The 12,985-nt window shown below is 62.6% G+C and carries 18 protein-coding genes; 10 read left to right on the plus strand and 8 right to left on the minus strand.

Annotated features, from left to right (window positions below; genetic code table 11):
- Window positions 1-69 precede the first annotated feature (69 nt).
- Genes ABIB57_RS15630 through ABIB57_RS15640 form a run of 3 tightly spaced genes read right to left on the minus strand, consistent with a single transcriptional unit; the run spans window position 70 to window position 1,784 of the window.
- On the minus strand, window positions 70-663 hold the full coding sequence (locus ABIB57_RS15630; RefSeq protein WP_354042032.1) for a cob(I)yrinic acid a,c-diamide adenosyltransferase: 594 nt from the start codon (window positions 661-663) through the stop codon (window positions 70-72).
- Window positions 663-863, minus strand: coding sequence for a twin transmembrane helix small protein (locus tag ABIB57_RS15635; protein WP_354042033.1), 201 nt, complete (start codon window positions 861-863; stop codon window positions 663-665). Before ABIB57_RS15635 ends, ABIB57_RS15630 begins: the two co-directional genes overlap by 1 nt.
- A gap of 21 nt (window positions 864-884) precedes the next feature.
- Window positions 885-1,784, minus strand: coding sequence for a LysR family transcriptional regulator (locus ABIB57_RS15640; protein ID WP_354042034.1), 900 nt, complete (start codon window positions 1,782-1,784; stop codon window positions 885-887).
- An 84-nt stretch (window positions 1,785-1,868) separates the two neighbouring features.
- Here ABIB57_RS15640 and ABIB57_RS15645 point away from each other — a divergent pair, with 84 nt between their 5' ends.
- Complete coding sequence (locus ABIB57_RS15645) at window positions 1,869-2,822, plus strand: NAD-dependent epimerase/dehydratase family protein (RefSeq protein ID WP_354042035.1); 954 nt, start codon at window positions 1,869-1,871, stop codon at window positions 2,820-2,822.
- On the opposite strand, the gene gluQRS is transcribed toward ABIB57_RS15645, so the two are convergent.
- Entirely contained in the window at window positions 2,819-3,667 is an 849-nt protein-coding gene (gene gluQRS, locus ABIB57_RS15650; RefSeq protein ID WP_354042036.1) for a tRNA glutamyl-Q(34) synthetase GluQRS, read from the minus strand. The genes ABIB57_RS15645 and gluQRS overlap by 4 nt on opposite strands.
- A gap of 27 nt (window positions 3,668-3,694) precedes the next feature.
- Here gluQRS and ABIB57_RS15655 point away from each other — a divergent pair, with 27 nt between their 5' ends.
- From ABIB57_RS15655 to ABIB57_RS15685, 7 genes are all read left to right on the plus strand, one after another.
- Complete coding sequence (locus ABIB57_RS15655) at window positions 3,695-4,354, plus strand: DNA-3-methyladenine glycosylase family protein (protein ID WP_354042037.1); 660 nt, start codon at window positions 3,695-3,697, stop codon at window positions 4,352-4,354.
- Window positions 4,355-4,422: 68 nt separating this feature from the next.
- A complete protein-coding gene (locus tag ABIB57_RS15660; protein WP_354042038.1) occupies window positions 4,423-5,556 on the plus strand; it encodes a helix-turn-helix transcriptional regulator in 1,134 nt (377 codons plus the stop codon).
- 132 nt (window positions 5,557-5,688) lie between these two features.
- Window positions 5,689-6,489 (plus strand): outer membrane protein, encoded by an 801-nt coding sequence (locus ABIB57_RS15665; RefSeq protein WP_354042039.1) that lies wholly within the window; start codon window positions 5,689-5,691, stop codon window positions 6,487-6,489.
- A gap of 146 nt (window positions 6,490-6,635) precedes the next feature.
- Entirely contained in the window at window positions 6,636-7,301 is a 666-nt protein-coding gene (locus ABIB57_RS15670; RefSeq protein ID WP_354042040.1) for an alpha/beta hydrolase, read from the plus strand.
- Window positions 7,302-7,400: 99 nt separating this feature from the next.
- Window positions 7,401-7,958 carry an HNH endonuclease gene (locus tag ABIB57_RS15675; RefSeq protein WP_354042041.1) on the plus strand — a complete coding sequence of 186 codons (558 nt, stop codon included), beginning with the start codon at window positions 7,401-7,403 and terminating at the stop codon, window positions 7,956-7,958.
- Between the two features lie 56 nt (window positions 7,959-8,014).
- On the plus strand, window positions 8,015-8,269 hold the full coding sequence (locus ABIB57_RS15680; protein WP_354042042.1) for a type II toxin-antitoxin system ParD family antitoxin: 255 nt from the start codon (window positions 8,015-8,017) through the stop codon (window positions 8,267-8,269).
- 158 nt (window positions 8,270-8,427) lie between these two features.
- On the plus strand, window positions 8,428-8,553 hold the full coding sequence (locus ABIB57_RS15685) for a type II toxin-antitoxin system RelE/ParE family toxin (RefSeq protein ID WP_354042043.1): 126 nt from the start codon (window positions 8,428-8,430) through the stop codon (window positions 8,551-8,553).
- Between the two features lies 1 nt (window position 8,554).
- On the opposite strand, the gene ABIB57_RS15690 is transcribed toward ABIB57_RS15685, so the two are convergent.
- The 4 genes from ABIB57_RS15690 to ABIB57_RS15705 form a co-directional block, all read right to left on the minus strand.
- Window positions 8,555-9,076 (minus strand): disulfide bond formation protein B, encoded by a 522-nt coding sequence (locus ABIB57_RS15690; protein WP_354042044.1) that lies wholly within the window; start codon window positions 9,074-9,076, stop codon window positions 8,555-8,557.
- An 81-nt stretch (window positions 9,077-9,157) separates the two neighbouring features.
- A complete protein-coding gene (locus ABIB57_RS15695) occupies window positions 9,158-9,979 on the minus strand; it encodes a DUF72 domain-containing protein (protein ID WP_354042045.1) in 822 nt (273 codons plus the stop codon).
- Window positions 9,980-10,089: 110 nt separating this feature from the next.
- Entirely contained in the window at window positions 10,090-10,512 is a 423-nt protein-coding gene (locus ABIB57_RS15700; RefSeq protein WP_354042046.1) for a nitroreductase/quinone reductase family protein, read from the minus strand.
- A gap of 93 nt (window positions 10,513-10,605) precedes the next feature.
- Window positions 10,606-11,490 (minus strand): LysR substrate-binding domain-containing protein, encoded by an 885-nt coding sequence (locus ABIB57_RS15705; protein WP_354042047.1) that lies wholly within the window; start codon window positions 11,488-11,490, stop codon window positions 10,606-10,608.
- Window positions 11,491-11,577: 87 nt separating this feature from the next.
- On the opposite strand from ABIB57_RS15705, the gene ABIB57_RS15710 reads away from it, so the two are divergent.
- Both ABIB57_RS15710 and ABIB57_RS15715 read left to right on the plus strand, forming a co-directional pair.
- Window positions 11,578-12,357 (plus strand): class I SAM-dependent methyltransferase, encoded by a 780-nt coding sequence (locus ABIB57_RS15710; RefSeq protein ID WP_354042048.1) that lies wholly within the window; start codon window positions 11,578-11,580, stop codon window positions 12,355-12,357.
- Window positions 12,354-12,983 carry a pyridoxine/pyridoxamine 5'-phosphate oxidase gene (locus tag ABIB57_RS15715; protein ID WP_354042050.1) on the plus strand — a complete coding sequence of 210 codons (630 nt, stop codon included), beginning with the start codon at window positions 12,354-12,356 and terminating at the stop codon, window positions 12,981-12,983. The genes ABIB57_RS15710 and ABIB57_RS15715 overlap by 4 nt, the downstream gene beginning before the upstream one ends.
- Window positions 12,984-12,985 lie beyond the last annotated feature (2 nt).

Genomic DNA, 12,985 nt, shown 5'->3' on the forward strand with positions numbered 1-12,985 from the left:
TCAGGGTTTCATGGCCTCAACCTAAAGACCGCGCGTAAACAAAGCCTTCGGCGATAGATGCAATTGCAATCAATCGCCTTTTTTGAGGTCGCCATAGTTACCGGGCACCCAGAGCACGTCCTTTTCGCCATTGTTGTTGGCGACGCGGCCCAGCACGAATAGCAGGTCCGAGAGGCGATTGAGATAGCGGATCGCCTCGGGATTGACGTCAGGCTCAAGGCTGGCCAGCTCCACCACGATGCGTTCGGCGCGGCGGGTTACGGTGCGCGCCACATGCAGCGCCGACGCCAGGGGCGTGCCGCCGGGCAGCACAAAACTCTTGAGCGGGGTCAGGGCCTCGTTGAAATGATCGATCTGGGTTTCGATCCACAGCGTCTGGACGGCGGTGACACGGAGTGACTTGTGGGCAGCGGGATCGTCCTCGCCGGGGGTCGCCAGGTCGGAGCCGACATCGAAAAGGTCGTTCTGGATGCGGCCCAGCATCATGTCGATCTTGGGCATCGAGCCGGTGCCCAGCCGGGCCTGGCCGATGGTGGCATTGGCCTCGTCCACGGTGCCATAGGCCTCGACGCGCAGATCGAACTTTTGGCGGCGCGGGCCACGCACGAGGCCCGTGGTGCCGTCGTCGCCCGTGCGGGTGTAAATTACGTTGAGCTTGACCATTAGTGCTTTGGCCCCCCGAAGAAGAACAGCGCGCCGAGCAACAATGCGAGCGCCACGGCCTGGGCGATGACGCGCAGGCGCATCAGGCGCTGGCTGGTATTGCTGGAGCCCCCCTTGGCCATGTTCCACAGGCCCATGCCCAAAACGCCCACGACGAAGAGCAGCACGATGGCGATTAGGATATTGACTGCGGTTTCCATGATGTCCTGCCTGGGTGCGGGCTAGTCGATTGGCGCGTTGATATAGTCAATCAGCCCCTCCGCCAATGCGTCATAAATGGCACGGATCCGGCGGCTGGTGAACAATTCCTTGTGGGTCGTCAGCCAGACCGGCAGCGGCGGGATGGCGAGATCGAAACCCAGCGCCACCATGCCGGGCGTGCGCTCGACCAGAAATTTTTGCGCGAAGCCAATGCCGAGGCCGGCGCGGGCCAATTCCCAAAGCTGGGTCTGGCTATCGGTGCGCAGCACGAACTGTTCGCGCCGCAGCGACAGGCCGATGCTTTCGGCGTGGTTCAGGATCGCATCCGAGCGGTCGAACCCGATCAGATCATGGCGCCGCAGGTCGGCTGGCTTGCCGGGCGTGCCGTGGCGGGCGAGGTAACTCTCATGGGCGCAGGCGATGATGGGGATGTCGCCGAGCTTTTTGGTGACCAGCTCCAACTGCGTCGGCCGGAACATGCGAATGGCGATATCGGCCTCGCGCAGCAGCAGGTTTTCGGGGGAGTCCGAGGGCACCGTTTCGATGGCGATGGCGGGATAGCGCTCACGGATCGGCAGCAGCAGCGTTGGCAATACGTAGTTAGAGACAACAGCACTGGCGGTGATGCGCACGGTGCCGGAGAATTCGGCCTGGGCGCCTTGCGCTAAAATTGCCGCCTGTGCCAGCGCCGTCTCGGCGGCTGCGACGGGCTCATAAAGCCGCAAAGCGGCCTCGTTGGCCTTGAGGCCGCTCAAGGTGCGCTCGAACAACGACAGGTCGAGTGCCTGTTCCAGCGCCTCGATATGGCGGCCCAGCGTCGGCTGCGACAGGCCGAGGTCGCGGGCGGCGGCGGAGAGCGAGCCGTGCTTGACCACGGCCGAAAAACTGCGCCACAGCGACCAGTCGGGTTCTCTATTCATTTCTGAAGGTCGATCCAACGAAAACAGCGAATGGCTCGACGTTAGTGCATGCCCTAACTTTAGTCCACCACACAGGAGATCGACATGACTAAGGGTAAGGTTACGGTTCTGGGCAGCAACGGCCATATCGGCCACGCAGCGGTTCAAGCTTTCCAGCATGCTGGCTGGGACGTCACCGCTTTCGGGCGCAGCAATCGCCGTCCGGTGCAGGGCGTTCGGTTCGTCGCCGGCGACGCCAATGAGTTGTCGGCGGTGCAAGCGGCGATCGCCAATGCCGATGTCGTCGTGCAGGCGCTGCATCTGCCCTATGACAAATGGGGCAATGGCGCTGCCGAAGCGCAATTGCAGGTGGTCATCGACGCGATGGGCACCAGCGGCAAGACACTGCTGTTTCCCGGCACGATCTACAATTACCGCGCCAGCGACCGCAAGGTGACGCCGCAGACCAAGCAGGGGGCCGAGGCGCCGCGCGGCGAAATCCGCATCCGGCTCGAGCGCATGCTGCAAGACGCTGCAAATGCTGGTAAATTCCAAGCTCTCATCCTGCGCGCCGGCGATTTTTATGGCCCCGGCAATCGCGGCGAATGGTTCGAGCAGGCCATGCTGATGGACTATGCCAAGGGCGTCATCCACCACATGGGCGACCTCGATATGCACCATAGCTGGGCGTATCTGCCGGACTTGGGCGATGCCTTCGTGGCGCTGGCCGAGAAGCGCAGCGAGTTCGCCGCCTTCGAGAATTTCCACTTTGCCGGCAATTGGATCACCCATCGCCAGATGATGACGGCGATCCAGAAGGCGGTGCCGCAACAGCTCAAGGTCACGCCGCTAGCCTGGTGGATGCTGGGCGCCATCGGCCTCGTCAACCCCATGATGCGCGACGTCTATCGCATGCGCTACCTGTGGCGCAACGAGATGGAAATGACCGACCCCCGGCTCGACGCCATTCTGGGCAAGTATTTCGGGACGCCCTTCGAGGAAGCCGTTGCGGCGACTGTCGAGGAATTGACGCAGGTGCAGGTTGCCAAAGCAGCCTAGAAACCCAGTTGGTGCCGGATGTCCTCGGGCGTCCGACCCGCTTCCCGCAAGTCTCTCAAGCTCGGCGATCCCCTGGATTTGCTGAGCTTTTTGCCATCGTCGCCAAGCAATAGCCGATGGAAGGCATAGATCGGCGAGGGCAGCCCGAGGAGGAATTGCAGCAGCACATGGATGTCGGTGGCTGCCTCCATGTCGCGGCCGCGGGTGACGTGGGTAACGCCTTGGGCGGCATCGTCGACGACGACGCTGAGGTGGTAACTGGTGGGCGTGTCCTTGCGGTGCAGCACCACATCGCCCCAGCGTTCGGGCTTCGCATAGCAGATTTGCGGGCGGTCGCGCATAGTGGGTCCGACCAGAGTGAAGGTCAGCGGCCCGGTCAGCGCCAAGGCGCGTTGCAGGTCGAGCCGATACTGCACGGGGTCGCCGTGCTCCAGCCGAGTCGAGATATCGGCATCGCTCAAATGACGGCAGGTGCCGGCGTAAAGCGGCGCGCCGTCGGGATCAGCACCGGTGGCGTGGGCGGCGATCTCGGTGCGCGAGCAGAAGCAGGGATAGAGCAGGCCCATAGCCCGCAGCTTGTCTGCGGCCTCCACATAGGCCGCAAACCGCTCCGACTGGCGCCAGACCGGCTCGGGCCAGTCGAGGCCCAGCCAATGCAGGTCATCGAAGATGGCCTGGGTAAATTCGGGTTTACTTCGAGCGAGGTCGATGTCTTCGATGCGCAACAGGGCGCTGCCGTCGAGTTGGGCTGCGGCTTGCCAGGTGAACAGCGCCGAATAGGCGTGGCCCAGATGCAGCATTCCGTTGGGGCTTGGGGCAAAGCGCAGAATGGGTTGAGACGGCATGACATTTCCTCGGGGCGTTTTTCTAGCATGACCATTCTGCCGCCGTCACCGCGCCTCGACACACAGGCAGGCATCGACTGGCATCTGGATCGGCTGGTCGCGCTCGATCCGCGATTGGCGTCCGTCCGTGCGCTCACGGGCACGCCGGAACCGCGAATCAATGCCGCCGGGTTTCCGGGGATCGCGAAGATCGTCGTGGGTCAGCAGGTGTCGGTGGCCAGCGCGCGGGCGATCTGGAGCCGGTTCGAGCTGCTGGACGGCGCGCTGGACCCGGTGCGGTACTTAGGCCTGGAGGAGACCCAAGTGCGCGCCGTTGGATTTTCCGCCGGGAAGTTCCGCACATTGCGGGTGATCGCCGAGGCCGTGGTCGCCGGCCAGTTGGACTTTGCCCATCTTGAGACCCTGCCGGCCGAGCAGGCCGTGGCCTATCTCGTGGCGCATAAGGGCATCGGGCCGTGGACGGCGGAGGTCTACCTGATGTTCTGTGCGGGTCACCCCGATGTGTTCCCAGCCGGGGACTTGGCCTTGCTCAAGGCCGTGCAAGATGGCCTGGGCCTTGAGGAGCGACCGACGATCAAGCAGATGGTTGAACTGGCCAAGCCATGGTCGCCGCATCGCTCCGCCGCCGCCCTGCTGTTCTGGCGGCTTTTTGCCGTTCAAAAGCAACGCGCTGGCATTGTGATCTAACCCCGGGTTGAAAACGATGAACACCCAGTTCATGTTTGCCCCGCCTCAGGGGCACGGAACATAGTCGTATGGCTCTGGATTTTGTCGATCAACTGAACGGCGTCACCAGCAGCCTCTATGCCGCCGTGTTTGACGATGCCGGCTGGGCGGAGGGCGTCGCGTCAATCCGGCATATATTGCAATCGGATCATGGCGCGATCGGCTTCGTGGATCACCGGGTCGGCAAGGCCCACGTGCTGCTGCATGGCGATTGCGAACCCAGGTTCGAGCGGCTTTATCACGATCTGGTGGAGATCAATCCCTTTCTGCCTGCCATGCAGACCCTGCCGTCCGGCGGCGTCGTTGTCGATGAGCAGGTGATCGATCGGGACGCTTTTGCAAATTCGGCCTTTTTCAGCGCGTGGATGCGGCCGCAGGCGCAGCATAGCGGCCTCGTACTCAAGGTGGCGTCGCGCGACGGCATTGATGGTTATTTCATGGCCAGCAGGGGTGGGCGCAGCCCAAAATACCATGCCGAGGACATCAGGGCGCTGTCTGCCGTTACGTCGGCGCTGACGCATGCGGTGAGCCTGCATGTGCGATTGTGCGCGCGGATGCTCGAACAAACCGGGCAGGCGCTTGGCGGGCGGGGCATTGGCTGGATGGCCGTGGAGCCGGGCGGCCGAATCGTGTGGAGCAATGCCAAGGCAGCAGAGTTGCTGGACAGGCCCGATACCGCTGTGACGAGCAGTCAGAGCCGGTTGTTGTTGAGCCAGCCGCAACAGATGCGGCAGCTCCAGGCCGCTATTCGTGCCGCATCGGGGGACGATGGCCAGTTGCGGCGCGGCACGGACATGATCGCCACCCAGATCGAGACCGGACATGCGGTGGCGCTATCGGTCGTTCCCGCTAATAATCTGTTCGTGCAGGGCCTGCCGACGCTGCTCGGCGCCTATGTGGCGGTGCAGGATTTGGCGCAGCGCCTGCCACCGGGATTTGAAGATCGCATCCGCTCAATGTTCGATCTGACGCCGAAGGAGGCCATGCTCGCAGCGGCCCTGGCCTCGGGGCAGGCTTTGGGAGAGGCCACGCAGCAGCGCCATATTTCCATGGCGACGGCGCGCAGCCAACTGGCGCAACTGTTCCGCAAGACCGGCACCAGCCAGCAGAGCCAATTGGTCTCGATGCTGCTGGCGATTGCCCCGATGCCGCCGATCGAGTGATGTGACCAATTTGACACTATTGCCGGCCGACGCATCGATGCGGACTGAAGTTCATTTGTTTGAATGATGCGGCGCCTGGCCTGCATCGTCAATTCTCCACGCGGGTCGGCAGGTGGCTGTGGAGATGGGCGTATGAACAGGTTCGTATTGGGCACTGTGTCGGCGATCGTGGCTGTCGGCATGCAGGGCGGCCTCGCTCAGGCACAGGACGCTTTGGATTGGAGCGGCTTTTACGCCGGTGTCTTTGGCGGCTATGCGTTGGATTCGAAGGGAGCCACCTCGTCTGCCCAGGGGCCCATTCAACTGAGCGCTATCGATAGTATCTCGCGGAGCGCATCGACTGGCCGGATCGAGTCGCTGTTCGGTGGAGTCGCCGCAGGTTACAATTTTCAGGTCAACAATGCAGTCTTTGGTGTCGATGCCAGTCTTTCGGTTGGGGGATTGGATAAGAGTACAACGTCAAACTTTACTTTTAGCCGCGTCGATGGCGCCGATTTTTTGACTGCCGAGGATCGTCTGAGATCAGAGTTTTCGATGGACTGGTATACGAGCCTTACCGGAAAATTCGGCTACACGTTCGATAGCTGGCTGGTCTATGGCAAAGGCGGCGTTGCCGTGGCCGATGTTTCAGTCGCTAGCACCGAAATCCTCTCAGTCACTGGAACGCCAGCCGCGCTGGCCACTCCCTTCGCAGCAGCTATTCCTGTGGGCACCCTCACTGCTTCTGCCAGCCAGATCGTGTTTGGGCCCACCTTTGGCTTTGGCGTGGAAAAAAGAGTGAGCGACACGATCTCGGTTGGTGCGGAGTATAACTATGTCAGCTTGCCCAACGTTACTGCCCGTGGTTCCGACCCGCTCAACCTGAGCACTGCGCCGGCCGTATTCAGCGCAGGCTTTCATACAGTGAAGGCCTCGCTCAACTACCATTTCTAGCGTTCCTGATCCGGCCGCGTGGTCTTGAGGGTGCGGCCGGTTGTCTGGCCCGGCGGTTTTCAACCTTCCGCCGGGCTTTTTTCGGTGCTGGATTTTTCGGGTGTGGACGGGCAGGGTGCCCAGGTCATTCACCAGGTTTTCGTCCCATGCATCCCAAGCTTTCCGGTCCCATGCTCGCGCCCCTTTCGGGGAGCGCGCCCAAGCAACTGGTGGTGCTGCTGCATGGCTATGGCTCGAACGGGGATGACCTGATCGGTCTGGCGCCGAGCTGGCAGTCGATCCTGCCGGACGCGCTGTTTGTCTCGCCCAATGCACATGAAGGGCTGCCGGGCTATCCATCCGGGTTTCAGTGGTTCGCCATCGATTTTGACGGCGACCGGGTTTCGGGCCGGCAACGCGGACTTGAAGCCGCAGCGCCCGTGCTGGTGCAGTTTCTGCAGGATGCGTGGGCGCAGACTGGGCTGGCGGCCAAGGACACGGTCGTGGCCGGCTTCAGCCAGGGCGCGATGATGGCGCTGCATGTCGGCCTGTCGCTGCCCGAGCCGCTGGTGGGCGTCATCGCTTTTTCCGGCGCGCTCGTACCGCCACCGGGATTTGGTGGCCCCAGTTTGCCCAAGCCGCCGGTCTGCATCGTGCATGGCGACATGGATCAGGTGGTCGATCCCTCGCTCGGCGAGGAGGCCAATACGGCGCTGGTCGCGGCTGGCTATACGGTGCGCTACCACGTATCGCGCGGTGTTGGGCACGGCATCTCGCCGGATGGGCTGGGCTTTGCGAGCGATTTCATCGCGGCCGTTGCTGCTCCAAAATAGATATTCATATTCGTTAACATGCCGCTTCACAGGCCTGACACAATGGGCCTAGTATAAAGGGGCTATGGACTTACTCGATTCCCGTTCCGGGAGACTCTAGTGACCATCCACGTGTCGCCTGAGGCCTGTCCCGCGCTTGTGTTGAACGCCGACTTTCGGCCGCTCAGCTATTATCCGTTATCGCTCTGGTCTTGGCAGGACGCGATCAAGGCGGTGTGCCTGGATCGGGTGAATATCGTGTCGCAATATGACACGGTGATCCACAGCCCCAGCTTCGAAATGCGCCTGCCCAGCGTGGTGTCGCTCAAGGATTATGTGAAGCCGGCGCGCCACCCCGCGTTCACCCGGTTCAACGTGTTCCTGCGCGATCGCTTCGTGTGCCAATATTGTGGCGCCAAGGAGGACTTGACGTTCGACCATGTCATTCCCCGCTCCAAGGGTGGACGCACGACATGGGAAAACGTGGTGGCCGCCTGCGCGCCGTGCAATCTGCGCAAGGCCAACCGCATGCCCTGGGAAATCAAGATGTTCCCCCGCCAGGCGCCGTATCATCCGACGGTGCATGACCTGCACAATAACGGCCGCGCCTTCCCCCCGAACCACCTGCACCAGAGCTGGCTGGATTATCTCTACTGGGATATCGAGCTGGAAGAGTAGCTTGCAAGCGCCCGGCCCAATAACTATTATTGGTCGGTGCAAGGTGGAGCTATGTCATGGCGATCAGTACGGAACTGGGCGAAAATCTTGAAAAGGTCGTGAGCGACCTAGTGGAAAACGGTCGTTACAATTCCAAGAGTGAGGTTCTGCGCGAAGGGGTTCGTCTCGTGCAGGAACGCGAAGCCAACTTGAATGCTGCACTCGAGCGTGGCCTGAAGGACGTCGAGCAAGGCCGGGTCAAGCCGCTCGATGAGGTTGCCAATCGTCTAATTTCCAAGTTTCAGCGCATGGTTGCAAACGAAGGAAGATGAGCGTGATCATTGCCGCCGAAGCGGATTTGATCTCGAGAACATCGCAAATTTCATCGCCATCGACAGCGCAACCCGCGCCATAAGCTTCGTGCAGGATCTGGTTGCACAGTGTCACGCATTGGCCGAGCAACCACTGCGGCATCCCATCGTGGCTGACTATGGTCAGCGGTCTGCGCCGTTTTCCGTACCGCGGTTATTCGATCTACTATCAGATCAAAGGCGAAGATCAGGTGTTCATCGTTCATATCCTGAACGACTTCATGGATCACCGGCGGTTCTTTTGAACTAGACGCGACGTCCCTTGCGCGTTGCCTGGGCGCCGATCGAGGTCAGCAACAATACTACCGTGGCGACCATCACCAAGGCATTGTAGCCGGCCAGAGAAATGCCGAGGAAGCGGAACTGCACGACGTCGCAGGGGACGACGCGGGCGGAATTGAGGTCGCTAAGGGCGTCGAAGCTGAGTTCGCCGATGCCTGTGCCGGTGCAGGCGGTGGGGCCGGGCCAGAAGCCCCATTCGACGCCGGCATGGTAGGCACCCATGAAGGCACCCCAGGCGAAGATCGCGGTGGCGATCGCCATGGCCAGGTACCAGACAGCAAGCGGCAGTCGGTTCCAGGTGACCAGGATCGCGGCGAGGACCGGCAGGCCCCAATAATAAGCCATGCGCTGTTCTAAGCAGAGTTCGCAAGGCACGAGGCCACCGAACAATTGCGAGCCCCAGGCCCCCGCAATGGCAAGAAAAGCCAGTACGAAAGCGAGGCCAGCGGCCTTTTTGTCGAGGGGGGCGTAGAAAGCTGAGGCCATGAAGCAATATCCGGATGACGCTGGGACTGAGGCTGGATAGCGGCAGACGATCGCAATATCCAGATGGCTACGGCGATGTGATCAATCGCCTGGCAGCGCGATGCCCAAAGCCTGGCGCAGCGCGATGGCATTTTGGGGAGCGTGCAATTTGTCCTCGTGGACGAAATAGGCGAACACGTCCTGGCCCGCTTTGTCCCACTGACCGACCTGGCCGGCCCAGGCGGCGATATCGGCTGGCGTGTATCCGGCGGCGTCGGGGCGGGCCGGCCCCTGGAGGCGGCAATAGGCGAAATCGGCGGTGAGCACGCGCGACGGTTGCGCGGCGGTGTCGGCGATGACCGAGGCGACATTGTGGGTTGCAAGCAGGTCGCGCACTTCGGGCAGATCGAAGCTGGGATTGCGCAACTCGATGGCGTGGCGGATCGGGCCGACATTGGCGGCGTCGAGGAATGGCGGCGATTTCAGCCTTGCATCGGCCTTGCCGGCGAGCGCCAGATAGGCCTCGAGCGATTTGGGCAACAGGCTGAGGAAAGTTTCCAGCACGGTCCGGTCATAGCTGACATTGGGCGGCAATTGCCAGACGAAGGGGCCAAGCTTGGCGCCGAGCGCCAGGGGCCCGGAAGCGAAGAAATTGGCAAGCTCGATTTCGCAGTTCTTGAGCCGCTTGATGTGGGTGACCAGTTGCGGACCCTTGATCGAGAACACGAAACCGTCGCGCGCCTCACCGGCCCATTTGGCAAAACTCTCGGGTTTCTGATTGGCGCGGAACGTGGCATTGATCTCGATGCTGCCGAGGCGGGAGCTGGCATAGGCGAGCTCCTTTTTTTGCACTAGGCCATCGGGGTAAAAGGTGCCGCGCCAGGGCTCGAACACCCATCCCGCCGTTCCGGTCCTGATCGCCATGGTTGCCCCCGTTTGGCGGAGTTTCGCGCAAGCGCCGCCTATGGGCAAAGCTTAGGGCAGTTCAATGGCAGGCACCAGTCCTTGGGACCGGCGCGACTGCGAGATCAACGTTAGCGCTGCTTCAGCTGGACGACGGGAATAATGTCGCGAGTGGTCGTTTCGGCGTATTGGGCGAATTGTGGGAAGAGGCCGGCCTGCCTAGCATAGATCGTGTCGCGCTCGGCGCCTTCAAGCACGCGCGCCCGAACCGGAATGCGCCTGATGGTCGTGCCATCGCCAACTGAAATATCCAGCTCGGGATGCGCGACGACATTGTGAAACCACGCCGGGTCCTTTGGGCCGCCCCCATAGGAGGCAAACACGTACCAGGTATCATCGTCTTGAGGCAGAAACATCAATGGCTGGGTACGCTCAGCGCCAGATTTGGCGCCGATGGCGTGCAACAGGAGCACAGGGGCGCCTTCGAAATGGCCTCCGGGCTTGCCACCGTTCCGATTGAAATCGGCGATGACCTGATCATTGAAGTCGCTCATGTCCCAAATCCCATTGCGTTCTTGTCTATACTTACAGTTGGTGGTCGGCGCGCAAAGGCGCAAGGGGATATCGACGCTAAACCGCCGGCAAGGTCATTGCGTTTGCCCGGAGGGCTGGCCGAAGGCCTTGGCTTCGCCGGCAAGCCAGTCGCAAAACAGGGATGACTTGCGATGCTGGCGCGAGTGGCGCAGGGCGACATATTGTTGTCCGCTGGCGATGAAGCCAAGGGGCGCGGTCAGGATGCCGGCGCGAAGGTCGTCGGCCACCATCGGCCAGGGGGCGATGCAGACGCCGAGGCCTGCGGAGGCAGCTTCCAGCATGAAGTAGAAGTGCTCATATTCATTGCCGGTGGCGCCATCCGCATCCCTGCCGGCGCGACGGCTCCAGTCGGCCCAGGCATGCCGGCGGGTGCGCGAATGCAGCAGCGGGACGCGAGCGATATCCTCGATCACGCTTGCGGCCAGCGCCGGGGCGACGACCGGTCCGATCCGCTCGTCGAACAGTTGTGTCACCTCCAGCTCTGCGGGCCAGGGTGCCGTGCCGGCGCGGATGGCGACGTCGAAACTGTCGCGCACGCTATCCACCGGCTTGCTGGAAGCGCTGAGGCGGACCTCGATGTCCGGATGCGCCTGACGGAAGCGGTAGAGGCGCGGGATGAGCCAACGCATCGTGAAGGTGCCGGGGCAGGACACATCGAGCGTGCCATCCTGGGTATCGGCGACGGAGCGCACGGCGAGGTCGAGTTGGTCGAAAGCCGGCGTCAGGCCAAGCATCAGGCGGTTGCCGGCTTCGGTCAGCCGCAGCGCGTTCTTGGGGCCCTCGAACAGGGCAACGCCCAGCAATTGTTCCAGATGCTGCACCTGCCGGCTGATGGCGCTGTGGCTGACATGCAGTTCCTGGGCGGCCAGGGTCATGCGGCCGTGGCGGCCGGCCGCCTCGAAGGCGCGCAGGGCATTGAGCGATGGCAGCTTTCTCATGTGCGTTTTCCGAACATTGCGTGTTCGTTCATATCGTTTTTCAGGCCAAAGAACATGGTGTTTCCTGCCGGTGAAAGCGAGGAAAACATGACAGATTTACGACATGCGGACGGCAGCGCCGGCGACGCCAACTATGGGGTCATTGGCGTAAACTACACAAACTACCGGCAGCCGGAGGCGTTTTTTGCGGCCCGGATAGCCGACGCCCTGGGAGCCTCGGCCAACGTCCTCAACGTCGGCGCGGGAGCCGGTTCGTACGAACCGACCGATCGCCAGGTCACCGCCCTTGAGCCTTCGGCGGCGATGCGTGCGCAGCGGCCGGCGCATCTGAGCGCGGCGATCGATGGCGTGGCCGAGAGCCTGCCGTTTGCCGACCAGAGCTTTGACGCCAGCATGTCGACGTTCTCGGTGCATCAGTGGAAGGACCTGGCGGCCGGCCTGTCGGAGATGCGGCGCGTCACGCGTGGGCCGGTGCTGATCCTGACTTGCGATCCGGCGGCGCTGGACCGGTTCTGGCTCAACGACTACGCGCCCGAAGCCATTGCCACCGAGGCGCGGCGCTATCCCGCGATGCAGACGATCATCGATGGCCTCGGCGGACAGGTCGACGTCCACACCATGCCGGTCCCCCTGGGCTGCATCGATGGCTTCAGCGAGGCCTATTACGGCCGGCCGGAGCGGTTGCTGGAGCCGGGTGCGCGCCTCGCCAATTCGGCCTGGAGCTTTGTCGATCCGGCCGTGGGTCCACGCTTTGTCGCACATTTGGGGCGCGACCTCGCCGACGGAACCTGGGATCGCCAGCATGGTCATTTGCGCAGCCAGCCGTTCTTCGAAGGCTCATTGCGGTTGATCGTGGGCCGGCCATGACCGTGTCCGCTTCACGCCTGCTGCTGCGCGAATTGCCCAGCCTTGCGGGGTCATTGCCCGATTTCGATCCCGCGACGGCAGCCGAGACACCGCAGGCCCAGTTTGTCACCTGGCTGCGCGAGGCTATCGCCGCCGGCATCAGGGAACCGCACGCCATGACGCTCGCGACGGTGGACACTGACGGACGCCCGGATGCCCGGGTGCTGATCCTCAAGGACCTGGATGAGCGCGGCTGGCATTTCGCCAGCAGCCGGCATAGCCCGAAGGGGCGCCAGATTACGGCCTCTGGCGATGTTGCGCTGACCTTCTATTGGCCGGCGCCAGCACGGCAAGTTCGCATTCGCGGCACTGCGGTGGATCTGGGCCCGGACGCGGCGGCTGCCGATTTCTGGGCGCGTTCGGCGGAGGCTCGCGCCAATGCGGCGCTGGGGCGGCAAAGCCAGGCGGTAGGCGATGAAGGGCCCGATACGGTGGCTGAAATATCGGAGGCAACAGCCGGCTGGGCGGTTTACGCCGTGAAGCCGGCCATCGTCGAGTTCTGGCAGGGTCGCTCCGACCGTCGTCATGTGCGGCTGCGGTATGAGGCGCAGGAAGGGGGGTGGTCCACGACACGGCTGTGGCCGTGAGC

Source organism: Devosia sp. UYZn731 (assembly GCF_040546795.1).
Taxonomy (GTDB): domain Bacteria; phylum Pseudomonadota; class Alphaproteobacteria; order Rhizobiales; family Devosiaceae; genus Devosia.